We start from the raw sequence: 24809 nt of genomic DNA, 5'->3' as shown, positions 1-24809 counted from the left end.
GTATAACAACAGGGCGGCTGTTTTTTTATGGCTATTTTATTTGTGAGCAGATAGCTTTCCTGGCATCCGGTGTTGATAAGTCGTATATTACTGCCGTATTTGTACACAATTTTCAGGTCACTAAAACTTCCACACAGGTGAAAACAACACGTATATCGTTGAATGCCTTTCATGCCATGGCTTTCGGTCTGCTGCTTTTACTGCTGCCCGCTTTATCACAGGCAGCAAAGCCTGCACCTCCGAAAAAAGAATATTACAGCATACTGATTTATCATCTGAAAGATGCCGCACAGGAAGCGCGTATGGACGCTTATCTGAAAGATGCACTGATGCCTGCTTTACACAAGGCAGGAGCTGCACAGGTAGGCGTATTTAAACCGGTAGGAAATGATACGGCGGCTGACCGCAGGATCTATGTATTCTTCCCGGGTAACTCCGCAGAAACCCTGTTACACATGCCGGCTACCTTATTGCAGAACAGTGCTTATGTAGCTGCGGGAAAAGACTTCATTGATGCCGCATGGGACCAGCCTGCATTCGTACGTCAGGAAACCCTGATCCTGCAGGCATTTCCAGGTATGCCGAAGATGGCTTTACCTGCATTGACAGGCGCCAGAAGTGAACGTATATACGAATTACGGAGTTATGAAAGTCCGTCGGATAAATTATACCGTAATAAGGTCGATATGTTTAACAGTGGAGATGAAGTAGGGATCTTCAAAAGACTGGGTTTTAACGCGGTATTCTATGCGGATGTACTGAGCGGCAGCCGTATGCCTAATCTCATGTACCTGACCACCTTTGATAATAAGGCATCAAGAGATGAACACTGGAAAGCTTTCAGCAGCGATGCACAATGGAAAACATTGCTGGCAAAACCGGAGTACGCACATAATGTGAGCAGGTCGGAGATCATTTTCCTATACCCTGCGGAATACTCTGAGATCTGAAAAAAAATATGTTACGCATAAATGCACAAAAGGCCGGAACAACTGTTGTTCCGGCCTTTTATGTTGACTATCGGCTATCTATCCAGGTGATGAATATTATCTCCCGGCGCCTGTTCCGGCGTACTGTTCGATATAGTGATTACTTTCTTTGAAAATGATCTTACCGGTAGGTAATTTATAGATCTTGAAACCTTTTCCGGCTACATCTTCCCAGAAGATAGTATACTGCGGAACTGATTTCTGTGTACTTCTGTCGATTACTTTAATACGTCCATCCTGTAAGAGGTTGGATAACATGTCCTCAATATAAGGCAGCAGAATGTTCTCATCTTCTGTCCAGAACTGCACAAACTTATCGGTATTATACTCCAGGTTTGTGTGATTGGAATCAGCCAGGAAAGCCTGTGCGGTGGTGAAATGAGATTCCAGTTCCTGTGCTGTCAGGTGACTGAACTGTATATTACGGAACATGCTGTTATCACTATAGCATTGTTTCTGTAATAAACTGTCCATGCCTTTCATGTAGTTAACAAGATCTACACGATTGATAACAAGGATGCTGGTTTTGTTCTGATAGACGATGGAATCTTTCATCGTATCATCCGGGTACAACTTGATGATCTCCTGAGCCTGGCTGGCGAAGGCTGCAACCAGCATTGTCACTGTTAAAAACAAGGTTTTCATATGAGTATGGTTTCATTAAGTATTTCACAAATATAATAAACTTACTTTATGTATCTATATCCCTGAAAATGGCCAAATTAACATTAGAATAACAGGGATGGGGGCTGGTTTCATGTCAGTATGCTATGTATCATGCAGTTAGTTTCTATATCTTTGTTGCTATGGCACATATCGCAATCACCCTGACCTGTACCGAAGAATTGAAAGATATACTGGTAGCAGTGTTAGCAGAAAAGGGTTATGAAGGTTTTGAGGAACAGCCGGGTAATATCCTGGTTGCTTATATACCTGAAGAAGATTTTAACGAAGCAGATACAAACGAGCTCACAACAGGTTTCGGCTTAACGTATACGAAAGAACGCATCGAACAGACTAACTGGAACGCTGTATGGGAGAGTAATTTCCAACCGGTACAGGTAGATGATTTCTGTGGCATCAGGGCGGCTTTTCATGAGCCATTTGATCCGCAGCCACAGTATGAAATAATGATCACGCCGAAGATGTCATTCGGCACAGGACATCATGCCACTACTTATTCTGTGATCAAGCTGATGCAGGATATTGATTTCAGAGGAAAGCAGGTGTTTGACTTTGGTACGGGTACTGGTATCCTGGCGATCCTGGCCTGTAAGATGGGGGCATCTGTGATCGATGCGATCGATATAGACGAATGGTCTGTGGAAAACACAAAGGAGAATATTGCCAGTAATAATGCATTACCGGTGAAGGTCTGGCAGGCAGACAGTCTGAAGAATATCAGAAACAGTTATAATGTGGTGCTTGCCAACATCAACCGTAATATTTTACTGGAATTTATGGCTGATATGCGCCGTCTGCTGGTAAGAGACGGGATTTTATTACTCAGTGGTATCCTGAAAGAAGACGAGACTGCTATCCTGGAAGCGGCGAGGCAGCACGCACTGGTGCTGGAAACTCAGCTTGAAAAGGACAATTGGCTGGCAATGAAATTATTAGCACGATAGTTGGGGCGCCTTCTAGATAAATTAATTAATATTATTCTGAAAACTATACAATTTTCGTGTTAATAAAATTCTTAATGTTTTCTTAATTTTAACGAACGAATTTTACTATCTTAGCAAAACCTAACTTGTTGTATGACAGAATTATTGTTACTATTTTGTGCTTATCTGATCGGTTCTGTACCCACCGCGGTATGGGTGAGTAAAGGCGTTTTTGGTATGGACATACGGGAGTATGGCAGCGGTAATGCCGGTGCTACCAATACCTTCCGTGTACTGGGACCAAAGGCGGGTTCTTTTGTGATGCTGGTAGATATGCTCAAAGGAGTAATGGCCGTGCGTCTGGCTTATCTCGTTGGCTACTATCAGAATCCTGAGCACCTGACAGAGGTAACCACACAGCTGGTGAACTTTCAGATCGGCCTCGGACTGGCAGCAGTGCTGGGACACATTTTTCCTATCTGGGCAAACTTCCGTGGTGGTAAAGGTATCGCTACCCTGTTTGGTCTGGTACTGGCTATTCAGCCGCTGGTAGCACTCTGCTGCGTGGGCGTATTTCTGCTGAGCCTTTCCCTGACAAGATATGTATCCCTGAGCTCTATTTCCGCCAGTGTTGCGTTCCCGATCCTGATCCTGTACATCTTTAACGAGCCAGAAGTATTCTACCGCATTTTTGCCATCGCTGTCGCACTGATGGTAGTACTGACACACCAGAAAAACATTTTCCGTCTTATCAACGGTAATGAGAGCAAAGTTCCTTTATTCCGGAACAGGAGAGACAAAAAATAAGCTCCGCTACACACGGTATGCCGCATCCCTTTCTGGCATATCTATTGCACTGAATGAGATTAATAATTAACTTTCCGCAGTTTTTGATTGTTACGTTATAGGGTATTTACATGCTGTATAAGTGATAATCAAAAACTGCTTTAATAGCTGTTAGTAGCACACTTTGGACGGTGCAATACCTGTCAAAAACAAACATTTCAGATGCAAAAGAAATTCCTTCTTCTCGGTACGGGCCTGGCGCTGATCACAGCATGCGCCAAAGTACCTATTACTGGCCGCAGCCAGTTAAACCTGATCCCTGAAAGCACCATGCAATCTATGGCCCTCCAGGAATATCAGAGTTTTCTTTCCCAGAATAAAACAGTAGCAGCAACCACCAGTAAGGATGCTGAAATGGTAAGAAGAGTAGGTCAGCGTATCGCGAATGCCGTTACCAAATACATGAACGATAATGGCGCAGGCGCTTCGATTGCCAACTACAAATGGGAATTCAACCTGGTAGATAGTAAGGAAGTGAACGCCTGGTGTATGCCGGGTGGTAAAGTAGTAGTGTATACCGGTTTGTTGCCGGTTACACAGAATGAAACGGCGCTTGCCTGCGTAATGGGACATGAAATTGCGCACGCTATCGCGCGTCATGGTAACGAGCGTATGAGCCAGCAGGTAGTGGCACAGGGTATCCAGGTAGCTGGTTCCGTAGCCCTGAACCGTAACCCGGCAGCACAGAATATCTTCCTGCAGTCTTTTGGTGTAGGCGGTAACCTGGGTATGCTGGCATATTCCCGTAAAAATGAGCTGGAAGCTGACCACCTTGGTGTGATCTTCATGGCAATGGCGGGTTACAATCCACAGGAAGCGATTCCTTTCTGGCAACGTATGGCTGCGCAGGGTGGCAGTAACAAACCACCTGAAATAACCAGCACGCACCCAAGCGATGAACGTCGTGTGGCTGAATTACAGCGCCTTATGCCTGAAGCAATGAAGTATTATACACCGATCAAGTAAGACCGGTCCAACATACTGAAAAGAAAAAGCATCCACCTGAGGCGGATGCTTTTTCTTTTATATTTCAGCTGTTTATTTCTCCAGTGCAATGTCCACCACCTGTTTGTTTTTCTGGACCTTCATCTTATCCGGCACATGTGCCAGTATTTCCTTCTTAAAGGCCGCTATTAAGGCCTGTTTAATAAAGAAACGGTGTGTAACGATACTGATCTCTCTCACCGGCTCAGGAGCCTTAAAATAACGCACCATATTCATCTGGCGGGCTGACATATCCTGCAGGGACAACTCCGGCAAAATGGTATATCCTGCGTTCAGGTCCACCATTCTTTTCAGCGTCTCTACACTACCGGTATTATATTCCAGGTTTTTGTATTCTCCCATGGTAAATTTATCCCGGCAGATGTTCAGCACCTGGTTACGCATACAGTGCCCTTCATTCAGTAACCATACTTCCTTTACATCTATATCTTCCGGTTTGATATACTTCCTTTCAAACAGGCTGTTATTCTTGGCAGCATATACCACGAATGACTCATAGAATAAAGGCTGTTCCTCCAGGTTCGGGTTATGCAGCGGCGTAGCCAGCAAACCGCAATCCAGCTGTTCCTGTTTGAGCTGCTGTATGATCTGCTCTGTCGGATATTCCCAGATCTCCAGTTTTACCTTCGGATATTTTTTCATGAAACCCGTCAGGATACGTGGCAGGAGGTATGGCGCCAGCGTAGGGATGATGCCTACACGCAGAATGCCCTGTACTTCCTTTTTATGTTCTCCGATGATCTCTTTGATCTTCCCGTTTTCTTTCAGGATGATACGCGCCTGGGTGACAATTTCCACGCCTATCTCAGTAGGGATCACCGGCAGTTTGCTCCTGTCGAAGATCTTGACCCCCAGCTCGTCTTCCAGTTTCTGGATCTGCATACTGAGTGTGGGTTGTGTAACGAAGCATTTTTCGGCTGCCAGCACGAAGCTTCGGTAGGTATCAACCGCAACGATATATTCTAGTTGAACTGTGGTCATGCGGTAAAATTACGAATTATCAATTACGATTTATGACGATCAGTGATCTGTCACAGGGATGATCCCTGCAAGATTACGCCTGTATGCATAAAAAAATGACGGATTACAAATAGCGTCAGGGCTGATCCTGATCATTCGTAATCCGTCATTCGTAACTGTTAAGTCGCCTTAACTAGAATATTCTGTATCTGTATTTGATCTTGTCAGTGTTGTTATACAGTTCCTTAATGTTGATGGAAGCCTGTATTTCTTTTACGGCTTCATCTTTCAGGTTACGGAACTCTGCCTGTTTGGTATCGATGGTGTTTTTATCCGCCAGACCGTTATCCTGTGCAATTTTCAGGGAGCTGTTCACTTTACCATAGTAAGAATCCAGCAGGGTGAAATACTCGTTGTACAGGTTCTCAAAACGTTTGGTCTGCAGTACGAGGTCTTCCAGCTGGTTATTCACTTCTTTCAGGTTTGGATTCTCACGCAGCAATGCTTCGTAATCGATCTTTCTGCCTTTCGTGTACTTTGTTTCCAGGTCATTGAAGTAGGTAACTACCTTGTCTCTTTTAAAGTCGAAGAAGAAGTCATTCAGTGTTTCTCCGATAGACTTGTTACCACGCTGTGGCAGCTGGAACTTCAGTGCACTGGCGGTGAACATGATATGATCATACAGGTTGTCCTGCAGTAAGTTCAGCTGATCTTTGTTGAAGTTCAGACCATACTCGAATTTCTGATTCGCATCGTTCAATGCAGTATAGTACACTACATATTTGTTCAGTTCTTTTTCGAACTCTTTCAGTGTGTTCTGATTGATCTCCTTGTTGTTCACGCTGATGCTGTGCAGGAAGTTCATCACAGAGTTAGCGATGGCCAGGGGAGGAGTCAGGGAAGTAAAGCTCTGGAAGATCGGGCTGGCGATAATGGATTTAGTAGACTCCACGATCTTGCCATTCTTTTCGTTTTTATCCGCTTTACCTTTCAGTACCACTTTCTCTACCAGTTCAACGATACGATCACTCAGAGAGAAACCCAGTTCTTTACTTTCAGGGTTGTTCAGTGAAGTGATGAATACGTCGAGGTTGTTGGTAGTGGTACGTGACTTCAGGTCAATGATCTTTTTATTCAGCAGATAATATGTTTCGCTGGCGAATACGATATTATTCCTGATCAGTTCATATTTGGTAATGTTGTCAATCTCACGGCCCTGCAGTAATCCCTGAATAGCATTGGAATTCTGTTTGTCGCTGTCGTTAATACGCTGCAACTCCTCCATTATCCGGCGGATGGTCGTGTCTTGTGTCCTTACCTGAGGCATCACCACATTTCTGAGTTCAGCGTCTGTGGTTGTAGGTGGTTTTGGTTTTTCCGGTTCCTGTGCCTTCGCATAATGGAAACTTGAAATTAAAATCAGTAGTAGTGTCAGATATCTCATAGAATTAAAATGCGTGATCTTTAGACTGATTTGACAAAAACATAACATTCACACCAGGATACACATTGTCCACAAAGCCGACGAAAGGATGTCCGCTTTTAGTTGCGACCTGTAATTGTTTCTGCATGCTATGTTTAATTAGCGTTTCTTTAACAATCCATGAAAATATGGTGCCAAAAAACGTGTTTACACAAAGATAACAATTTATGATAAGTTGAAACCCGCAGTCTTTCAACTACTTTGTTAACTTTGGTCGCAAATTTACCCACTTTCATGATAAATAGTAAAAAGATAGTGGTCGTATTGCCTGCCTACAACGCCGCTTTGACACTAGAGAAAACCTACAACGAAATTCCTTTTGACATTGTTGATGAAGTCGTATTGGTGGATGATGCCAGTAAGGATGGAACAGTTGCTGTAGGAAAGCAATTGGGTATCAGACACATCGTACGCCATGACAACAACAAAGGTTATGGAGGAAACCAGAAATCCTGTTATAACAAGGCCCGTGAACTGGGAGCAGACATTGTGATCATGTTACACCCGGATTATCAGTATACTCCTAAACTGATTATTGCCATGAGTAGTATTATTGCCAATGATGTGTACCCGGTCGTGCTTGGTTCACGTATCCTGGGCAATGGTGCACTCAGAGGAGGCATGCCTGTCTATAAGTATGTGGCAAACCGCTTCCTGACATTGGCCCAGAATCTGCTGATCGGACAAAAGCTCAGTGAATATCACACGGGATACCGCGCATTTTCGGGAGAAGTACTGAAAAACATCGATTACATGGCCAATGATGATGATTTCATCTTTGATAATGAGATGTTATCTCAGATTTTTATGAAAGGTTATGAAATAGGTGAAGTAACTTGCCCCACCAAATACTTTGAGGAAGCCTCAAGTATTAATTTCAAACGCAGCAGTATCTACGGATTCGGAGTATTGAGGGTCAGTATGCAGCATTGCCTGCATCGGTGGGGGTGGATCAAAGCGAAAATATATAACTGATTAAACTGTTTAATTTGGGCCTCCAGTGGGAATTAGCTAAAAAGTACCTGCATTATTACTTTACCGCAGGCAACCGTCATGATGTACATTCTCCATTTGTATTTGACCTGGTAGAGAAGGTGTTACGCGACAGGAAGAAACCGCCTGTATTCCGTGAAATAGAACAAATGAGAAAATCCCTGCTGGCCAGTACGGAAACATTACAGGTGACTGACCTGGGTGCCGGTTCACTCACTAATGCCGGTCGTGAGCGTAAAGTAAGCGATATTACCCGCCATGCCGCTAAACCGGCTAAATTTGGTCAGTTGTTCTATCGCCTGATACAGTACTTCCAGCCGGAATACCTGCTTGAATTAGGTACATCTATGGGGATGTCCACTTCCTACATGGCCAAGGCAGCACCCGGTGCCACCGTACATACTATTGAAGGTTGTCCGAATATCGCCGCCCGTGCAGCTAAAAACTTTGCCTCCCTGCAGATCAGTAATATTAAACAGCATACGGGTAATTTCGACACTGTTTTGCCTGCTTTGCTGAAAGAAATGCCCAGACTGGACTATGTCTATATAGATGGTAACCATCGTTCTGCACCAACCCTGGCCTACTTCGAACAGTGCCTGGAAAAAGTACACGACGATTCCCTGTTTATATTTGATGATATTCACTGGACGCCGGATATGGAAAGTGCATGGCACACCATTCAGCAGCATCCAAGGGTGACTTTTACCATTGATCTGTTCTTTATCGGACTGGTATTTTTCAAACCGGAGATGAAGATCAAACAGCATTTTATATTAAAGTATTAGTTCAATTAAGTACGCAGTACAAACAGATAAATACTTTCAGAAGGGAGAGGGCTACAGCTAACAGCAGCCTTCTCCCTTTTTCTTTTGCCATCCACACCAATCACTGCGATATTTCGGTGCTTAATGCTTAATTTAATTCCAAATACTTCCATTTATGAAAACATTCCGTGCCCTTGCGCTCTTATTGTTCACCTATCTCTCTTCTATGGCTCAGACTACCCCCGACTACAGTGCATTCAGTTATGAAACTTTTGTACACAACGGGGACACTTTGCGCTATCGCATGCTGAAACCATTGAATTATGAATCACAGAAAGCCTATCCGCTGGTGATGTTTCTGCATGGCTCCGGAGAGAGAGGAACTGATAATGCCGCGCAGCTTCTGCATGGTGGCAGTCTTTTTCTGAAAGACTCGCTGCGTCAGCAGTTTCCTGCCTTTGTAATCTTCCCGCAATGTCCGCCGGATTCTATGTGGGCTAATATGAAGGTAAAACGTGATGCAACCGGAAAGGCGATTGAACGCTCTTTTTCTGACGGAACGGATGTAGAAGCGACACCGGGACTGCTGGTGAAATTACTGACGGACAGTCTGGTAAAAGCAGGAAGGGTAGACAGCCGGAAGTTATATCTGGGTGGATTATCACTTGGTGGGATAGGAACATATGATATACTGGCCCGTTATCCGGGTATGTGGGCGGCTGCTTTCCCGATCTGCGGTATTGGTAATGTGGATAACGCAGTGAAATTCAAAAAAGTACCCATGTGGATCTTCCACGGAGCTGAAGATAATGTTGTACCTACTTTTGGATCAAAGAATTATTATGAGGCCCTGAAGAAACTCAAAGCGGATGTAAAGTATACGGAGTATCCGGGTGTTGGACATAACAGCTGGGACAATGCATTTGCAGAACCGAATCTGCTGCCCTGGTTATTCTCCCATAAGAAATAAGCTATTGATAAAAATAAAACGCCCCGACACATGATCGGGGCGTTTTTCCACTCTGCACAGGATTTGAATTGTTAACTATGTATAGACTGTATCGCTGAACGGGCAGCGTCTACGGTCGCGTCTAAATCTTCTGTTGTCAGGGCTGAGCTGAGGAACCAGCTTTCAAATGCGGACGGCGGAAGGTATATACCACGTTCCAGCATAGCATGAAAGAAGCGTTTGAACAACTCATTGTTGGCGCCTGAAGCAGCCTCAAAATTGATAATAGGATACTCTGCAAAATGAACACTCATCATAGATCCGAGATTGTTGACCTGGTGTACAATCCCTGCTGCACTTAGTACAGATTGTAATCCCCCGGCGAGATAAGCGGCTTTTTCAGCCAGCTGCCGGTAAATATCCGGATTTTCGTTTAACGTCTGCAACAATGTATAGCCTGCAATCATGGCAATCGGATTACCACTCAATGTTCCTGCCTGATAAATTTTTCCTGCAGGGGCTATATGTTCCATGATCTCTTTACTTCCTGCGAAGGCGCCTACCGGCATACCTGCGCCAATTATCTTACCAAAGGTAACCAAATCTGCTTTAATACCGAACAGTTCCTGTGCACCGCCGCGCGCTAATCTGAAACCTGTCATCACTTCATCGAAGATCAGCAGGATATTATTGGCGTCGCAGAGATTACGCAAACCCTGCAGGAAGCCTTCCTGTGGCAGGATGCAACCCATGTTACCGGCAACAGGCTCTACTATAATAGCTGCTATCTGGTCAGGATTTTCTGCTATCAGCTTTTCCACAGCCGGTAAATTATTGTAAGGAGCGGTAAGCGTATCGTTGGCTACTGTCTGCGTAACACCCGGTACAGATTGTATGTCCAGGGTCGCTACGCCACTACCGGCACTTACCAGGAATGGATCTGCGTGACCATGATAGTTACCATCGAACTTGATAAATTTATTACGGCCGGTGTAACCTCTGGCCAGCCTCAGTGCTGACATACAGGCTTCCGTACCTGAATTCACCATTCTCACCTGCTCAATATTCGGTACCATGCTGATGATCAGTTCTGCGATCTTAATCTCCAGTTCTGTAGGTGCACCGAAAGAGGTGGAATAAGTGGCGTATTCCTGAATCGCCTTCACTACCGGTTCATAGGCATGTCCCATGATCATCGGCCCCCAGGAATTGATATAGTCAATGTAACGGTTCCCGTCCACATCATACATATAAGCGCCTTTAGCGCTTTTCATGAAGATAGGAGAGCCACCTACGCCTTTGAAGGCGCGGACAGGGGAGTTCACTCCACCGGGAATAACCTGTTTTGCTTTTTCGAATAATGCTTTGCTTTGCGTGTACATGGTAGTGATAAATATTTTTAACTGAAAAGCATGTGTACCGGATTACAATAATCGCACCGCGTCTTTTGCGAAATAGGTAGCGATCAGATCGGCACCTGCACGTTTGATACTGGTCAGGGCCTCAATAATAGCTTTTTCTTCATTCAGCCAGCCCATTTTTGCAGCTGCCTTGATCATAGCATATTCTCCGCTTACATGGTAAGCGCTTACCGGTACATTTACCTCGTCTTTGATCTTCTTAATCACATCCAGATAATACAGTGCTGGTTTTACCATCACAATATCAGCGCCTTCCTGTACATCCATCAGGGTTTCCTTCAGTGCCTGGGTAGAGTTGGCATAATCCAGCTGGTAGGTCTTTTTATCACCGAAGCCCGGAGCAGAATCCAGTGCATCGCGGAAAGGACCATACAGACAGGAAGCGTATTTCGCACTGTACGCCATGATACCCACTTTATGGAAGTTATGCTGCTCCAGCATACTACGGATGGAAAGGATACGGCCGTCCATTTTATCGCTTGGCGCTACAAAATCAGCACCTGCTTCTGCATGGCTGAGGCTCATGCGGGACAGGACCTCTACAGTAGCGTCATTCACGATCTCTCCGTTCTCCACGATACCATCGTGACCAAAGGAAGAATAAGGGTCCAGCGCTACGTCAGTCATCACCACTATTTCAGGAACAGCATCCTTGATCGCTCTGATAGCGCGTTGCATCAGACCTTGCGGATTAACCGCCTCGGTGCCTTTATTATCTTTCAGTTCATCTGCGCATTTGATGAAGAGCAGTACACTTTTGATACCCATGCTCCAGAGCTCTTTCACTTCTTTCACGGTCAGATCCAGCGAATAGCGGAAATAGCCGGGCATAGAAGAAATTTCTTCTTTCACATTTTCTCCTTCCACAATGAACAACGGTGCAATAAAATCGCTGGGCGTCAGTATCGTTTCCGCAACCATCGCACGGATGGCGGGAGATGTTCTCAATATCCTGTTTCTGCGTATCATAAAAATGTGTTTTTGTTGTGTTTAAACGGCCCACTCTCTGGGTTTCAGGAATTCCACCAGTTGTGCTTCCGGACTGCCTTCAGCAGGGTGGTAATCATATTCCCAGCGTGCTCTCGGCGGAAGGCTCATAAGTATGGATTCCGTACGGCCGTTGGTTTTCAGACCAAACAAAGTACCTCTGTCATGGATCAGGTTGAACTCTACATAGCGTCCGCGTCTGTATTCCTGCCAGTCTTTATGTGCGTCTGTATATGGAATGTCTTTGGTCTTCTCTACGATGGGCAGATAGGCCTGTATAAAAGCTTCACCATTGGCTTTGGCAAAGTTGAACAGTTGTGCTGCATCCATCTTTTCACCGGGACGCTGATAGTCATAGAAGATCCCGCCGATACCGCGGGCTTCATTGTTCCGGTGTTTGTTGATAAAGTACTCGTCACAATGCTTTTTGAACATCGGGTATAACTCCGTACCAAAAGGATCGCAGGCGTTTTTGAAGGTCTGGTGGAAATGGATACCATCCTGTTCATCCAGGTAGTAGGGTGTCAGGTCAGCACCTCCGCCAAACCACGAGTCTTTCAGCGTACCATTATCATCATACAGTTCAAAATAGCGGAAATTAGCGTGTACAGTCGGTACGAAAGGATTGACCGGGTGAATGACCAGGGAGATCCCACAGGCCATAAACTGGGCCTGGCCTACGCCAAACTGTTTAGCCATCAGTTCAGGCAGTTCTCCATGTACAACAGAGGTATTCACACCCCCTTTCTCGAATACATTGCCGTCAGCGATCACACGTGATTTACCACCTCCGCCACCGGGGCGTTCCCAGCGGTCTTCACGGAAACTGGCTTTACCATCTATATTTTCCAGCGCTGTGCAGATTTCATCCTGCAGGCGATGGATGAGGGAAATAAAGTTGTCTTTAATGTTCATAACTGGCTTCCTTTAGAATTCCTTTACAGTATCGATAAATGCTCTTGCGTGGTCAACCGGCACATTTGGCAGGATACCATGGCCGAGGTTCGCAATGTAGCGATGCTTACCAAAGCCGGTCAGCATTTCTTTTACTGATTTTTTGATCTCAGGAATCGGAGCCAGTAATTTGGCAGGATCGAAGTTACCCTGGAGCGTGACATTATTGCCAGCGAACTGTCTTGCACGGGCAGGCTGGATAGCCCAGTCAACACCCAGACAGTTAGCGCCGGTGGCAGCCATTTCTTCCAGCGCAAACCAGGCACCTTTTGCGAATACAGTAACCGGGCACACATCTTTCAGTGCAGCCACGATCTGACGCATATATTGAAGAGAGAAATTCTCGAAGTCCTGTGGACTGAGCAAACCACCCCATGAATCGAACAGTTGTAAACAGTCAGCACCTGCTTTTACCTGTTCTTTCAGGTAAGCGATCGTTGTATCAGTGATCATCTGGAGCAGCTGATGCGCTACTTCCGGCTGCTGATAGCAAAATGCTTTGGCAGCGTCAAAGGTTTTGGAACCTTTACCCTGTACCATGTAGCAGAGCAGGGTCCATGGAGCACCGGCAAAACCGATCAATGGAACAGCGCCATCCAGTGTTTTCTTTGTTAAAGCCAGTGCTTCAAATACGTAATTGAGGGTGTCCTTTACATCAGGAACGCAGAGTTTCTGAAGATCAGCTGCACCTTTTACCGGATCTGGCAATACAGGACCGATCTTTTCGATCAGCTGTACTTCCATGCCCATTGCCTGTGGCACTACGAGGATATCCGAGAAGATGATGGCAGCATCCACACCTACCTGGTGTACGGGCATCACAGTGATCTCCGTAGCCAGTTCAGGGTTCATGCAGCGTTCAAAGAAGGAGTATTTCTCGCGCAGTTTGATGTAGTCAGGCAGGTAACGGCCAGCCTGGCGCATCATCCACACAGGAACACGTTCTGTTGTTTCTCCGCGTAAAGCTCTCAGTAAAAGGTCATTCTTTAAGGCGCTCATTCGTATCAGTTGATGTTGTTAAAATAGAATATTGCTGTCTGCACCATATCAGTCATACGCTGACCGGTGCTGATAATAATTTTATTGTTGGTATGTTGTTCCAGTGCGGCTGCTGTGGTCGGACCTATTGAAAAACATACGGTATGCTGCTTCAGGTGGTTGACGGAGAAGAAGCTTTGTACAGCGCTGGGACTGAGAAAGAAGATACCGTCATATGTTTCTCCGGTGACGGCCGGCGTTTCCGTTGTCTCGTATACGATCACTTCATTCAGGCCGATGTTCCGTTGCCGTAGTATATCCGGCAGTTCGTCCCTGCGTCTGTCTCCGCAGAAGAATACCAGCGGACCTTTCTCTTCATTCCTGACAATGATCTGCGCCAGCATGGCTGCATTGGCTGCTGTGCCGGTAATATTGTTCGGAATGGCTGTACGGGAAATGGCTTCCTTTGTAGCGCCTTCCAGGCAATATACATTCCATCCGGGTATATTGACCTGTTCCGTGACTGTACCTGCCGGGAAGATCCGGGAATACAGGTTTTGTATGGAGTTGACCGCATTCACACTGGTGAAAACGACCGTCGCCTTTTCCTTTAGCAGTTGTTGTACCTGTTGCAGCAGACTGTCAGTCACCAATGGTCTGGTACTGATGAAGGTCTGCGGGATGATATCGACAGATTGTTCCGCAGCACTGCTGACCAGTTCCGGGTCCACAGCTCTGGTGCTTAATATGCGATATCTTTTATTTGATGGCATGCTTTATTTCAGCAACAATTTTATCTCCTCCCTGTGCAAGGATCTTTTCTGCAGCGCTTCTGCCGATCACGCCTGCATCCTGTAAGGGGAGCTGTTCCGTGATGGTAAAGAGCTGTTGTCCATCCAGGCTGCACAGTTCACCGCTGAAGTGTACGGTTTCATTGCTGATCGTCGCATATGCGCTGATCGGCGTAGTACAGCCACCCATGAGTGTACGCAGGAAATCGCGTTCTACACGGGTACAAAGCGCTGTAGCCAGGTCATTGAATGGTGCGCATGCCTGTCTGCAGAAATCATCATCTTCACGGCATACAGCTACCACGGCGCCCTGCGCGGGAGCAGGCAGCATCCAGTCCAGTTCTATGGAAGTAGCAGGGCGTACGCCTATTCTTTCCAGTCCGGCAGCGGCGAAGATAGCGCCGTCCCAGTTTTCAGCAGCCAGCTTCTGCAGACGGGTATTTACATTCCCACGCAGGTTGTGCAGCTGATGCTTCGGATATTTGCGCAGCCATTGTGCTTTACGGCGTACGCTGCTGGTAGCAATATTTGCGATATATTCCGGCTGATCGAGGAAGGCGGTATCCTCACGGTATACCAGCAGGTCTTTTACAGGACCTCTTTCCAGGACAGCGGCCTGAATAATATTTTTAGGCAGTTGCGTCGGAACGTCTTTGAGAGAGTGAACGGCAATATCGATACGGCCGTTGAGGAGCGCGATATCCAGGCTCTTGGTGAAGATGCCCTGTACGCCTATTTCGTAAAGTGGAGTAACGAGGTCGATATCTCCCTCGCTTTTGATAGGTACCAGTACCGTACTGTAACCCTGTGCTTCCAGCAGGCCTTTTACTTTATTTGCCTGCCACAGTGCGAGCTGGCTGTCCCTTGTACCTATCTTTATTTCTCTGTTCATGAATTATTCCTGGTTAACGCCGGTCTCAAAGATATCATTGATCATGGCGATATATTGGTCACTTTTATCTGTTTCGCGGCGTACTTTACCCGCCATCAGGTTGATCATCTTCTGGATGATGCGGGAAGATACTGCTTCAATATCTTCCAGGTTGTACTGGCTACCGTTCTTCTGCTGCTGTATCTCCTTTGCATGGATCTCTGTCAGCTTATCTTTTACGGCTTTCAGTACGACCGCGTGTTTACGCATTTTGTACCAGTAGAGGAACTCGTTCATGTGCTCCTCGATGATAGACAGTGCTTTTGGCACTTCCTGTAAGCGCATCTGCAATGTCTCATCCTGTATTTTAGACAGTTCATCCACATTCACGAGCTCAATGTGCGACAGGTCGCTCACTTCAGGCGCTACGTTGAATGGAATGGAAAGATCAATGATGAGTTTGCGGGAAGGCTGCTGGAAATGTGCTGCCAGTACGTTTGGTTCCGGTGCATTAGAGGCTACGAGAATAATATCTGCGGCCTGTAATTCTTCTGCAAGATTTTCATATGGCGCATAGCGCAGACCGTGTTGACTGGCAAATTCCTGTGCTACAGCGGTAGTACGGTTCACCAGTGTTACGTTGGTCACGCCAAGATAATCCATCATGTTCTTGCAGGTATTACGGCCAATCTTACCCACGCCTACCAACAATATCTTTTTCTGATGAATATCAGGTACTTTATGTTCCAGCAGGCGAACTGCGGCAAATGCCACAGAAACGGTACCAGAGCTGAGACCTGTTTCATTCTTGATAAGCTTGGATACCTGTAATACACTGTTCACCAGTCTTTCCTGGAATCCGCCGAAACAACCATTTACTTTGGAAAATTTCGTTGCATTGCGTATCTGACCGATGATCTCATAATCCCCGAGGATCTGTGAGTCCAGTCCTGTGCCTACCTGATAAAGGTGTTTAATGGCTTCTTCTCCCGTTTTCACATAAGATAACTGGCTGAAAAGGTTGCAATCACCATCGGTTTCATTGCACACCAGCTCCACCAGTTGCTGTGGATCATTGGCAAAACCATAGATCTCAGTTCTGTTGCATGTTGAGAGTACAAAAATATCATCCAGGTCTAGGGACTTTGCACTTTCGAGTAAGTGCTGATATTGTACCTGGTTAATAGCAAACGATCCTCTTATAGCAGCATCTGTTTTCTTATAGTTGATACCAACGATATGAAAATGGGCTATATCTTTTGAATGACTACCCTGCATTTTGTTCTTATAAGCTTCCGGGTGCAAAAATACTTGCATAGACTGCAAGAAAGGGCAGGAGGCTGTCATTAGTGTGTCATTTCTACTGCTGGTAGAATGACATGCATAAAAATGACTTTTGTCAGTTTACATACTGATATACGTTATCTATTACATTATAGTTAATAATTAAATTATTTCAACAATTGTATGACATTTGCAGGCCGGATAAGCCATTACATTTGCAACAATTTTAAGTATAAGGATGGAAGCTAAATCTGATAAAGGAATTATTCTGATGAACCTGGGTTCGCCGGATTCTACGGCAGTACCGGATGTTAAGCGTTATCTCAATGAGTTTTTAATGGATAAACGGGTAATTGATTATCCGTATCTGTTCCGTTTAATGCTGATCAAAGGTATTATAGTACCAAGGCGTGCGCCTAAGTCAGCAGAGGCTTATAAATCCATCTGGTGGGAAGAGGGGTCTCCGCTGATCGCACTGACAAAGCAATTGCAGAATGCTGTACAGCATGATCTGCAGATGCCAGTGGAAATCTCTATGCGTTACGGTAATCCTTCGCAGGAAGAGGCATATGACAAGTTACTTAAACAGAATCCCAATCTGAAAGAAGTGATCCTGTTGCCTTTATATCCGCACTATGCTATGTCTTCCTATGAGACGGCTGTAGAGCACGCAAAGGCTGTACATAAGAAAAAGAAGTATCCATTTACTTTGAATATCGTACCTCCCTACTATAGCGAGCCTGATTATATCAATGCGCTGGCAGAGAGTATGCGTCCATATGTCTCACAGGACTTTGATCACCTGTTGTTCAGCTATCATGGTGTACCTGAGAGGCACATACGAAAAGGAGATATTACAGGGAAACACTGTCTGCAGGTAGAAGACTGCTGCCATGTTGGTTCTCCTGCTCATGAGTTCTGTTACCGTCATCAGGTATTTATTACCTCCGAACTGGTAGCAGAGAAACTGAAAATACCGAGAGAGAAGTGGAGCGTTACCTTCCAGTCCCGCCTGGGCAGGGAAGAATGGCTGAAACCTTATACAGCTGCTACGCTGGAGGAATTGCCGAAGAAAGGAGTGAAGCGTTTGCTGGTGGCATGTCCTGCGTTTGTGTCGGACTGTCTTGAAACGCTGGAAGAAATTGCAGTGGAAGGTAAGCATACCTTTATCAATAGTGGTGGCGACAGCTTTACCATGATACCTTGTCTGAATGTACATCCGCTATGGGTGGGGGCAGTGGTAAAATGGATGACAGCGATGTCCTGACCAGTTATGACCAATATCCGCAACCATGCAAACACAACCCGTTATCATTGCCGGCGCCGGTATTGCCGGACTAAGTATTGCCTACGAATTACAGCAGCAAGGCATTCCCTATGAAATTATGGAAGCCTCTTCCTATGCAGGAGGCGTTGTAAGATCATTATATATTGACGGCTATGAACTGGATGCCGGACCGAATTCCCTGGCAGCGTCTCCTGAGTTCATGGCCTATATCGATCAACTGGGTTTGCAGGACGAGGTGCTGGAAGCCGCGGCTGCCAGCAAGAACCGCTTTCTGGTCAGAAATAATAAACTACATGCCGTATCTCCACATCCGTTTAAGATACTGCAATCCGACTATATCAGTGGCGGCGCCAAATGGCGGCTTTTTACTGAAAGATTTCGCAAAGCGGCTACTCCGGAAGGAGAAGAAACGGTCTCCTCTTTTGTGACCCGCCGTTTTGGAAAGGAGATCAATGAATACCTGTTTGAACCCGTGCTCTCTGGTATCTATGCAGGTAATCCTGATCTGATGTCAGTAGGGGAAGTACTCCCGATGCTGCCACAGTGGGAAAAGAAATACGGTAGTGTTACGCAGGGACTGATGAAGAATAAGGGCGCAATGGGTGGCCGTAAGATCATCGCCTTTAAAGGCGGTAATGCAACACTGACCAATAAATTACAATCCCTGCTCACTGGTAAGATAAGATTCAATTGTGCCATAACGGGCGTTACCCGTGGGGCAGACGACTATATCGTACAATATACAGAGGGTGGTAACACTGCCATGCTGAACACATCCCGTGTGATCTTCACTACACCTGCGTATAGCACAGCTGTTGCAATACAGGGCCTTGATGCGTCTCTCGCCGCACATCTCAGCGAGGTGCCTTATCCCCGTATGGGCGTATTACACCTGGGATTCGGACAGGAAGCCCAGCAGAAAGCACCGGCAGGTTTTGGATTCCTGGTGCCGCATGCAGCAGGCAAACACTTCCTGGGCGCTATCTGTAACAGTGCTATATTTCCATCCCGTGTACCCACCGGTAAGGTACTGTTTACCGTGTTTGTAGGTGGCGCAAGACAGGAGCAACTGTTTGACCAGCTGGGACCGGAAAAGCTGCAGCAGACCGTCGTAAAAGAACTGATGGAGCTGCTGGGGCTGACAACGCCTCCTGAAATGCAACGTTTCAGTGAATGGAACAGGGCAATCCCACAATTGAATGTAGGTTATGCACAGACCAGACAGCAGATCCGCTTCTTTGAACAACGTTATCCTGGCATCAGATTGGCAGGTAACTACGTGACAGGCGTAGCAGTACCTGCTATCATACAGGCCGCGAAAGGGTATTGCTAAAGATCGCTATATTGAAGTTTGTTCAACACCGCCAGCGCCGCAATGATGCAATCATCCTCCAAATAAATCAGTCATATGCCCGAATTACCAGATCTGCAGGTATTCAGTCACAACCTCGATAAAGCTTTATCCGGCAAAAAATTGAAGGCTGTTAAACTGGAGAATACTAAAAAAGCAAAAGACACGCCTGCGGCTTTTAAGAAAGCCCTGGAAGGAGAGACACTTGAACGCGTGTACAGGGAAGGGAAGGAGCTGCGTTTCCAGTTTAAAAATGACGCCGTGCTGGGCATGCACCTGATGCTGCATGGGAAGCTGTATTACTTCGAAGAAGAGAATACCAATAAGCATACGATCATTGAGTTGTTATTTGAAGGAGGGAAAGGACTTGCATTGACGGATTTTCAGAAGGCAGCAGTGCCTTCGCTGAATCCCGAAGTCGCGGGAGCGCCTGATGCATTATCCAAAGAATTCACAGTGGAGTTTCTGAAGGAGCAACTGGCGAAGAAAAAGACAGCTGTCAAGAAAATATTGCTCGATCAGCATATCGTCAGAGGCATCGGTAATGCCTATGCAGATGAGATATTCTGGGAGGCCGGTATTTCGCCTTTTTCTATTGCCAGCAAGATCCCTGCACCAAAGGTTAAAGCCCTGCATACTGCTATTCATGAGGTGCTGAAGGAAGCAGAAAAACAGATCCGCAAAGAACACCCGGATATCATTGCAGGTGAGATACGTGATTTTATGAAAATACACCAGCCTAAAAAGACGCATAGTCCGACGGGAGCTGTTATTGAGCAACAGGAACTGAATGGCCGGAAAACGTATTATACAAACGAACAGGAACTATTTGAATAGCCGATATCACAGGGATGCTGAAAGGCATCCCTCATTTTTTATTATCCCCGTTTTTTGTTAACTTGTAGTATAAATAAATCAGACCCCAAACCCCATATACTTCATTTGTCGTGTTGATATCCATATACAAAATGAGCACATAAAGACATAATGCCGTAACGCCTGCTCAGGCAATATTTCACAACTATTTTAATTCATCTTTTATGGCTGAAATGAAGACTACTGTCCCGCAACCTCCTCCCTACAAGGATAATGATGGCAATGAAATTACGTCCACCGGGAAATGGCTGGCCGGTTTACTGATCATCTTTTTTACATTCTTCAGCGCTATCTATCTGATCGCACACTGGCCGGACAGGATACCAGGTCCGAAGGACAACACCACCTCACTGTATATCAATAAATGGTTTCATGTACGCCTGGTTGATTCAATCATTGATACTGCCCATTTACAAAAACAGGTTGTAAATACAGTCATTGATACTGCGAAGGTAGATAGAACCAAAACGGATACGGCTGCTACAAAAGCGGCAACTGATGTTGTCAAAGTTGCGTCTCTGCCAGCGACAACAGATGATTCTCTCTTTATCAGGTTAGATGGCCGGAAGGTATATTATAAGGGAAGTGAAGATGATCTGATACATATTAACACACTATTGCTGCTGTTGGTAGGTGTGGCAGGATTTCTCGGGAATATGATCCACATATCGACCTCATTCACCACTTTCATCGGCGCCGGAAAATTCCGGAAGAGTTGGGTGCTCTGGTATGTTGTCAAACCATTCACAGCAGCCGCACTGGCCATTGCGATTTACTTTGTGTTCAGGGGAGGATTTCTGAATATGAGTGACGACAGTTCGAACATCAATATTTATGGTCTGATGACGATATCGCTCTTGTCAGGATTATTCACAGACAGGGCAACATTAAAGCTGAAGGAGATTTTTGATGTATTATTCCGTACAAATCCGAAGGAAGAAAGACCTGACCAGTTGACAAATGGAGCGCCTAAAATAACCGGTGTGACAGCTGATCCGCTGGAGGCAGGTAAACCTGCACTGATCACATTGACAGGTGAGAAACTAAATGAAGGTAATATCAGTATTACTATAGAAAATACGCCTGTGGATAATCCGGAAAGAAAGCCGGATAGTATCAGTTTCAATTATACATTACCGGATGCATTGAAAGACAAGGAGAGCGTAACATTATCTGCGAAACCGGATAATGCGGCTAATGCCCGTACTTTTCAACTGAAAATTAAACAGGCAGCACCGCCTGCTGAAGGAGAATAAAAAAGGAAAGACTGACCAGGAATAGCTGGTCAGTCTTCTATTTTATGCATAGCGCAATGAAGCAGCTATACTGCTCTCAGCTGGCATTTTATCTTTCTCCAGAATGAACACATCGCCATTGTGGAGAATGGTTTGGGTGATGGCGTTATTTAGCAGGCATTCGTCCTGGGGTTGTTGCGCTTCGTGTATAATCACCCTGTTTTCTTTCTCATCGAAGGTACCCCATAGTTGTGCATTCTTTTCAACAAATAAGCAGTCTACCTGACCATAATAGGTAGCAGGTATGACATCATCCGGAATGGATGCTGTCAATGCTCCGGCTGATCCGTTGTTGTATTTATCTAAAGCCTGCTCTTTACGCCTTTCAAAAAATGGCTGCATTTTCTCTCTGGCCTGCCTGTAAATTTTTGTCACTTTCTCATGTTCAAAATTTCCAGTAAGCGCTTCATCAGCTACATGCTGATAGCGGGTCACCTTTCTGAAAATAGGCTGGAGATAATCGACTGCAGCCATGATCAATGGAATGTGCTTGTTATGCAGCACTTCTTTCCACATGGTTTTATCCACTTCTTCAAGATAATTTGCGATATCTGTTTTGTGGTCCGGATTCGAATTCATACCGTGATAACTGGCGCCGTGACCACCACCCGCGCTTCCCGTACGGAATAACTGCTGGTCGCCTTTTTCTTCAAAGTGTATAACATCGTCCATACCATCCGGCATTCCTTCTACAGGTACTTCTTTCATACCAAATGCATCTGCCAGGAACAGCTTTGCGTTGTGCTTGCTGAATGTAAGCACATAAAACTGTTCATTATTCGTTAATACCGGCAGTAATGGCGTTAACATAAATGAATGGTTACAGTATACCTGCTGTTGTATATTCATCGGAAGACGCATATAACGGAAGGAATCTGCTGTGATAAAACAGGCCAGACCATCCTGTTGATTCCGCCAGAATGTTTCATTTTTGAGGAGTTCATATCCCGGGTTCAGCATCTGCTGTAAAGCCATAGAAGAGCCTTCTTTTTCTTCCAGTAATTTCTGGGCCTGCTGCAACATATTCTTGAACATTTTCATGTCCTGCTGTTCATTTACCTCGTGTCCTGACGCATGTGCAGGCATATAGATAGTGAGGCAGGTACGCCCCTGTTCAGCTGCCAGTTCTGCAAAGATACTTTTGTCCATTCTGCCGGGTAGTTCCTGTGCTTCTGTAGTGGTCATATCTGCCATATTCCGGCCTGAATTCTCCGTAATGGTATTCCGTCCGTTTTGCTGTTGTACAGCTCTTTTTACAGTATCCCTGTTGGGATGGCGCACGTTGACTGCCGGTTGCAGTTCATCCGGCCCCATAGTATATTTGTCTGTCATTTCAAGGTCTGTTTCCAGCTCATCAGGTGAAATGGACTTTCTTAAACCTAATCCCTCCTTTCCATTACCGGAAGGCTTCCCTTTTATCGGGGTAAATTTTCCGTTTTGATCTTTTGGCATAACATGTAAGTTTAGATTTTCAAAAACAAGCTCAGCCTGATTCTGGACTGTCTTCTGATGATATGCACACCAATATCCTGCCAAGCCTTTCCTGCTGAGCCGGAGAGTTTTTTGTTCAACTTGTTGTGATACCTTATATTTAGAAAAACTACCGTAAATTCAGATCATAAATTCCACTAGATGATTGCAGGCGTCCTTAAAGAACAGCCAGGAGAAAACAGGGTTTCTTTAGTGCCGGAGATAGTTAAGCAGTTAGAAAAACAAGGAGTAACGGTTTGGATTGAACCAGATGCCGGAACCCGGGCATTTTACCCCGATGAATCTTATATACAGGCAGGCGCCAAGATCAAACCTGCCGGAGAGATCCTGCAACAGGCAGATATTATCCTCAGCATACAGATCCCAGAAGAGTCGTCCTGGAAGATGATCCCGGCAGGGAAGGTGCTGGCCGGTATTTATCAGCCTTTGTATAATACAGCACTGATGCAGCAATGGGCTGACAAACAGTTGACTGCCTTCAGTCTTGATAGTGTACCCCGCACTACCAGGGCACAAAGTATGGATGTACTGAGTTCACAGGCCAATATTGCCGGTTATAAGGCTGTATTGGTTGCAGCGACCAGTTATAGCCGTTATTTCCCGATGTTTATGACCGCAGCAGGTAGTATTGCACCTGCAAAAGTGCTGATACTCGGAGCAGGCGTAGCCGGCTTACAGGCCATTGCAACTGCCAGGCGACTGGGTGCGGTAGTGGAAGTATTTGATACAAGACCCGCCGTGAAAGAAGAAGTGATGAGCCTTGGGGCCAGGTTTATAGAGGTAGATGGCGCTGCCGATGCATCCGCCGCAGGTGGATATGCAGTGGAACAAAGCGTTGATTATAGACAACGACAGCAGGATAAGATCGCGGAAAGTATCGCTAAAGCAGATATCGTGATCACGACTGCCCAGATCCCCGGCCGGAAGGCTCCCTTACTGATCCCGACAGCCATGCTGGAGAGAATGAAACAGGGTTCGGTGATCGTAGATCTAGCGGCTGCTACGGGCGGGAATACGTCCCTTACTGAGAACAACAGGACGGTCATACACCAGGGTGTTACGATCATTGGTGATTCCAACCTCCCTTCCTCTATGCCGTCAGATGCAAGTAAACTGTACGCAAAAAATGTGTATAATTTTTTGCAGTTACTGATAAAGAACGGAGACCTCGTACTAAACTTTTCAGATGACATTGTGCAGGGCGCCTGTATCACCCATAGTGGTGCTATTACCAATGAAAGGCTGAAGCAGGCCGAAGGCGTCAAGCTGTAAAATATCTGTTATTACCTGACATCAATATTCCCCATCATGGAAGCTGTTTTTTCTTTTTTAGAACAACATCTTGAGCTGACCTACATTGTTATTCTTTCCATCTTCCTTGGCGTGGAAGTCATCTCACGCGTACCATCCGTATTACATACCCCACTCATGAGTGGCGCCAATGCAATTCACGGTGTTGTGATCATCGGCGCTATCATCGTAATGGGACAGGCCAGTGATGAAAATTACCTGGCGCTGATACTGGGATTTCTGGCGGTGATACTGGGAACAATAAACGTAGTTGGCGGCTTTGTCGTAACTGACAGAATGCTTGAGATGTTCAAATCGAAAAAGACCAAATAG

The 24809-nt window shown here is 45.7% G+C and carries 24 protein-coding genes; 13 read left to right on the top strand and 11 right to left on the bottom strand.

Annotation, left to right across the window (positions count from 1 at the left end; genetic code table 11):
* Window positions 1-137 precede the first annotated feature (137 nt).
* Window positions 138-950, top strand: coding sequence for an NIPSNAP family protein (locus BMZ72_RS35515; protein WP_089816206.1), 813 nt, complete (start codon window positions 138-140; stop codon window positions 948-950).
* A 96-nt stretch (window positions 951-1046) separates the two neighbouring features.
* On the opposite strand, the gene BMZ72_RS35510 is transcribed toward BMZ72_RS35515, so the two are convergent.
* Complete coding sequence (locus BMZ72_RS35510; protein WP_143087871.1) at window positions 1047-1634, bottom strand: hypothetical protein; 588 nt, start codon at window positions 1632-1634, stop codon at window positions 1047-1049.
* A gap of 161 nt (window positions 1635-1795) precedes the next feature.
* Here BMZ72_RS35510 and prmA point away from each other — a divergent pair, with 161 nt between their 5' ends.
* The 3 genes from prmA to BMZ72_RS35495 all read left to right on the top strand — a co-directional run bounded on the left by prmA (window position 1796) and on the right by BMZ72_RS35495 (window position 4408).
* The gene (gene prmA, locus BMZ72_RS35505; protein ID WP_177223046.1) at window positions 1796-2617 is read left to right on the top strand and encodes a 50S ribosomal protein L11 methyltransferase; all 822 of its coding nucleotides are present in this window, start codon (window positions 1796-1798) and stop codon (window positions 2615-2617) included.
* A gap of 132 nt (window positions 2618-2749) precedes the next feature.
* A complete protein-coding gene (gene plsY, locus BMZ72_RS35500; RefSeq protein ID WP_089816200.1) occupies window positions 2750-3403 on the top strand; it encodes a glycerol-3-phosphate 1-O-acyltransferase PlsY in 654 nt (217 codons plus the stop codon).
* A gap of 201 nt (window positions 3404-3604) precedes the next feature.
* Window positions 3605-4408 (top strand): M48 family metallopeptidase, encoded by an 804-nt coding sequence (locus BMZ72_RS35495; RefSeq protein WP_089816198.1) that lies wholly within the window; start codon window positions 3605-3607, stop codon window positions 4406-4408.
* 72 nt (window positions 4409-4480) lie between these two features.
* Here BMZ72_RS35495 and BMZ72_RS35490 read toward each other — a convergent pair whose 3' ends face one another.
* Both BMZ72_RS35490 and BMZ72_RS35485 read right to left on the bottom strand, forming a co-directional pair.
* Window positions 4481-5428: a hydrogen peroxide-inducible genes activator gene (locus BMZ72_RS35490; protein ID WP_089816196.1), complete on the bottom strand. Its 948-nt coding sequence runs from the start codon at window positions 5426-5428 to the stop codon at window positions 4481-4483.
* A gap of 172 nt (window positions 5429-5600) precedes the next feature.
* Window positions 5601-6851: a hypothetical protein gene (locus BMZ72_RS35485; protein ID WP_089816194.1), complete on the bottom strand. Its 1251-nt coding sequence runs from the start codon at window positions 6849-6851 to the stop codon at window positions 5601-5603.
* Window positions 6852-7124: 273 nt separating this feature from the next.
* Between BMZ72_RS35485 and BMZ72_RS35480 the strand changes: the two genes are divergently transcribed.
* The 3 genes from BMZ72_RS35480 to BMZ72_RS35470 all read left to right on the top strand — a co-directional run bounded on the left by BMZ72_RS35480 (window position 7125) and on the right by BMZ72_RS35470 (window position 9620).
* On the top strand, window positions 7125-7865 hold the full coding sequence (locus BMZ72_RS35480) for a glycosyltransferase family 2 protein (RefSeq protein ID WP_089816192.1): 741 nt from the start codon (window positions 7125-7127) through the stop codon (window positions 7863-7865).
* 14 nt (window positions 7866-7879) lie between these two features.
* Window positions 7880-8671 carry an O-methyltransferase gene (locus tag BMZ72_RS35475; RefSeq protein WP_089816190.1) on the top strand — a complete coding sequence of 264 codons (792 nt, stop codon included), beginning with the start codon at window positions 7880-7882 and terminating at the stop codon, window positions 8669-8671.
* Window positions 8672-8825: 154 nt separating this feature from the next.
* Complete coding sequence (locus tag BMZ72_RS35470; RefSeq protein ID WP_089816188.1) at window positions 8826-9620, top strand: carboxylesterase family protein; 795 nt, start codon at window positions 8826-8828, stop codon at window positions 9618-9620.
* A 71-nt stretch (window positions 9621-9691) separates the two neighbouring features.
* On the opposite strand, the gene hemL is transcribed toward BMZ72_RS35470, so the two are convergent.
* From hemL to hemA, 7 genes are read right to left on the bottom strand one after another with little or no spacing between them, the layout of a single operon-like run.
* A complete protein-coding gene (gene hemL, locus BMZ72_RS35465) occupies window positions 9692-10981 on the bottom strand; it encodes a glutamate-1-semialdehyde 2,1-aminomutase (protein ID WP_089816186.1) in 1290 nt (429 codons plus the stop codon).
* Window positions 10982-11023: 42 nt separating this feature from the next.
* Window positions 11024-11989, bottom strand: a complete 966-nt coding sequence (gene hemB / locus BMZ72_RS35460; RefSeq protein WP_255373379.1) for a porphobilinogen synthase — start codon at window positions 11987-11989, stop codon at window positions 11024-11026.
* 21 nt (window positions 11990-12010) lie between these two features.
* Window positions 12011-12922: an oxygen-dependent coproporphyrinogen oxidase gene (gene hemF / locus BMZ72_RS35455; RefSeq protein WP_089816182.1), complete on the bottom strand. Its 912-nt coding sequence runs from the start codon at window positions 12920-12922 to the stop codon at window positions 12011-12013.
* Between the two features lie 12 nt (window positions 12923-12934).
* On the bottom strand, window positions 12935-13960 hold the full coding sequence (hemE, locus tag BMZ72_RS35450; RefSeq protein ID WP_012794069.1) for a uroporphyrinogen decarboxylase: 1026 nt from the start codon (window positions 13958-13960) through the stop codon (window positions 12935-12937).
* A 5-nt stretch (window positions 13961-13965) separates the two neighbouring features.
* Window positions 13966-14712: a uroporphyrinogen-III synthase gene (locus tag BMZ72_RS35445; protein WP_089816180.1), complete on the bottom strand. Its 747-nt coding sequence runs from the start codon at window positions 14710-14712 to the stop codon at window positions 13966-13968.
* Window positions 14699-15622, bottom strand: coding sequence for a hydroxymethylbilane synthase (hemC, locus tag BMZ72_RS35440; protein WP_089816179.1), 924 nt, complete (start codon window positions 15620-15622; stop codon window positions 14699-14701). The genes BMZ72_RS35445 and hemC overlap by 14 nt, the downstream gene beginning before the upstream one ends.
* 3 nt (window positions 15623-15625) lie before the next feature.
* On the bottom strand, window positions 15626-16918 hold the full coding sequence (gene hemA / locus BMZ72_RS35435) for a glutamyl-tRNA reductase (RefSeq protein ID WP_255373378.1): 1293 nt from the start codon (window positions 16916-16918) through the stop codon (window positions 15626-15628).
* A gap of 205 nt (window positions 16919-17123) precedes the next feature.
* Here hemA and hemH point away from each other — a divergent pair, with 205 nt between their 5' ends.
* The 4 genes from hemH to BMZ72_RS35415 all read left to right on the top strand — a co-directional run bounded on the left by hemH (window position 17124) and on the right by BMZ72_RS35415 (window position 21656).
* The gene (hemH, locus tag BMZ72_RS35430; protein WP_089816174.1) at window positions 17124-18152 is read left to right on the top strand and encodes a ferrochelatase; all 1029 of its coding nucleotides are present in this window, start codon (window positions 17124-17126) and stop codon (window positions 18150-18152) included.
* A 25-nt stretch (window positions 18153-18177) separates the two neighbouring features.
* The gene (hemG, locus tag BMZ72_RS35425) at window positions 18178-19506 is read left to right on the top strand and encodes a protoporphyrinogen oxidase (RefSeq protein ID WP_089816173.1); all 1329 of its coding nucleotides are present in this window, start codon (window positions 18178-18180) and stop codon (window positions 19504-19506) included.
* Window positions 19507-19581: 75 nt separating this feature from the next.
* The gene (locus BMZ72_RS35420) at window positions 19582-20361 is read left to right on the top strand and encodes an Fpg/Nei family DNA glycosylase (protein ID WP_089816171.1); all 780 of its coding nucleotides are present in this window, start codon (window positions 19582-19584) and stop codon (window positions 20359-20361) included.
* A gap of 203 nt (window positions 20362-20564) precedes the next feature.
* On the top strand, window positions 20565-21656 hold the full coding sequence (locus BMZ72_RS35415; RefSeq protein WP_089816169.1) for a hypothetical protein: 1092 nt from the start codon (window positions 20565-20567) through the stop codon (window positions 21654-21656).
* A 42-nt stretch (window positions 21657-21698) separates the two neighbouring features.
* Here BMZ72_RS35415 and BMZ72_RS35410 read toward each other — a convergent pair whose 3' ends face one another.
* A complete protein-coding gene (locus BMZ72_RS35410; protein WP_089816167.1) occupies window positions 21699-23147 on the bottom strand; it encodes a baeRF7 domain-containing protein in 1449 nt (482 codons plus the stop codon).
* 180 nt (window positions 23148-23327) lie between these two features.
* On the opposite strand from BMZ72_RS35410, the gene BMZ72_RS35405 reads away from it, so the two are divergent.
* Both BMZ72_RS35405 and BMZ72_RS35400 read left to right on the top strand, forming a co-directional pair.
* Window positions 23328-24458 carry a Re/Si-specific NAD(P)(+) transhydrogenase subunit alpha gene (locus tag BMZ72_RS35405; protein ID WP_089816165.1) on the top strand — a complete coding sequence of 377 codons (1131 nt, stop codon included), beginning with the start codon at window positions 23328-23330 and terminating at the stop codon, window positions 24456-24458.
* Window positions 24459-24494: 36 nt separating this feature from the next.
* Window positions 24495-24809 (top strand): NAD(P) transhydrogenase subunit alpha part 2, encoded by a 315-nt coding sequence (locus tag BMZ72_RS35400; protein WP_012794057.1) that lies wholly within the window; start codon window positions 24495-24497, stop codon window positions 24807-24809.

This window comes from Chitinophaga sp. YR627, assembly GCF_900114995.1.
Classification (GTDB): domain Bacteria; phylum Bacteroidota; class Bacteroidia; order Chitinophagales; family Chitinophagaceae; genus Chitinophaga.
Note: the sequence above shows the minus strand (reverse complement) of the source record. Positions and strands in the feature narration are given on the sequence as shown.

Excerpts from the sequence above, each read along its gene's own strand:
- BMZ72_RS35510 (WP_143087871.1), bottom strand. The coding sequence starts at position 1,634 with ATGAAAACCTTGTTTTTAACAGTGACAATGCTGGTTGCAGCCTTCGCC.
- prmA (WP_177223046.1), top strand. The coding sequence starts at position 1,796 with ATGGCACATATCGCAATCACCCTGACCTGTACCGAAGAATTGAAAGAT.
- plsY (WP_089816200.1), top strand. The coding sequence starts at position 2,750 with ATGACAGAATTATTGTTACTATTTTGTGCTTATCTGATCGGTTCTGTA.
- BMZ72_RS35495 (WP_089816198.1), top strand. The coding sequence starts at position 3,605 with ATGCAAAAGAAATTCCTTCTTCTCGGTACGGGCCTGGCGCTGATCACA.
- BMZ72_RS35490 (WP_089816196.1), bottom strand. The coding sequence starts at position 5,428 with ATGACCACAGTTCAACTAGAATATATCGTTGCGGTTGATACCTACCGA.
- BMZ72_RS35485 (WP_089816194.1), bottom strand. The coding sequence starts at position 6,851 with ATGAGATATCTGACACTACTACTGATTTTAATTTCAAGTTTCCATTAT.
- BMZ72_RS35480 (WP_089816192.1), top strand. The coding sequence starts at position 7,125 with ATGATAAATAGTAAAAAGATAGTGGTCGTATTGCCTGCCTACAACGCC.
- BMZ72_RS35470 (WP_089816188.1), top strand. The coding sequence starts at position 8,826 with ATGAAAACATTCCGTGCCCTTGCGCTCTTATTGTTCACCTATCTCTCT.
- hemL (WP_089816186.1), bottom strand. The coding sequence starts at position 10,981 with ATGTACACGCAAAGCAAAGCATTATTCGAAAAAGCAAAACAGGTTATT.
- hemB (WP_255373379.1), bottom strand. The coding sequence starts at position 11,989 with ATGATACGCAGAAACAGGATATTGAGAACATCTCCCGCCATCCGTGCG.
- hemF (WP_089816182.1), bottom strand. The coding sequence starts at position 12,922 with ATGAACATTAAAGACAACTTTATTTCCCTCATCCATCGCCTGCAGGAT.
- hemE (WP_012794069.1), bottom strand. The coding sequence starts at position 13,960 with ATGAGCGCCTTAAAGAATGACCTTTTACTGAGAGCTTTACGCGGAGAA.
- BMZ72_RS35445 (WP_089816180.1), bottom strand. The coding sequence starts at position 14,712 with ATGCCATCAAATAAAAGATATCGCATATTAAGCACCAGAGCTGTGGAC.
- hemC (WP_089816179.1), bottom strand. The coding sequence starts at position 15,622 with ATGAACAGAGAAATAAAGATAGGTACAAGGGACAGCCAGCTCGCACTG.
- hemA (WP_255373378.1), bottom strand. The coding sequence starts at position 16,918 with ATGCAAGTATTTTTGCACCCGGAAGCTTATAAGAACAAAATGCAGGGT.
- hemH (WP_089816174.1), top strand. The coding sequence starts at position 17,124 with ATGGAAGCTAAATCTGATAAAGGAATTATTCTGATGAACCTGGGTTCG.
- hemG (WP_089816173.1), top strand. The coding sequence starts at position 18,178 with ATGCAAACACAACCCGTTATCATTGCCGGCGCCGGTATTGCCGGACTA.
- BMZ72_RS35420 (WP_089816171.1), top strand. The coding sequence starts at position 19,582 with ATGCCCGAATTACCAGATCTGCAGGTATTCAGTCACAACCTCGATAAA.
- BMZ72_RS35415 (WP_089816169.1), top strand. The coding sequence starts at position 20,565 with ATGGCTGAAATGAAGACTACTGTCCCGCAACCTCCTCCCTACAAGGAT.
- BMZ72_RS35410 (WP_089816167.1), bottom strand. The coding sequence starts at position 23,147 with ATGCCAAAAGATCAAAACGGAAAATTTACCCCGATAAAAGGGAAGCCT.
- BMZ72_RS35405 (WP_089816165.1), top strand. The coding sequence starts at position 23,328 with ATGATTGCAGGCGTCCTTAAAGAACAGCCAGGAGAAAACAGGGTTTCT.
- BMZ72_RS35400 (WP_012794057.1), top strand. The coding sequence starts at position 24,495 with ATGGAAGCTGTTTTTTCTTTTTTAGAACAACATCTTGAGCTGACCTAC.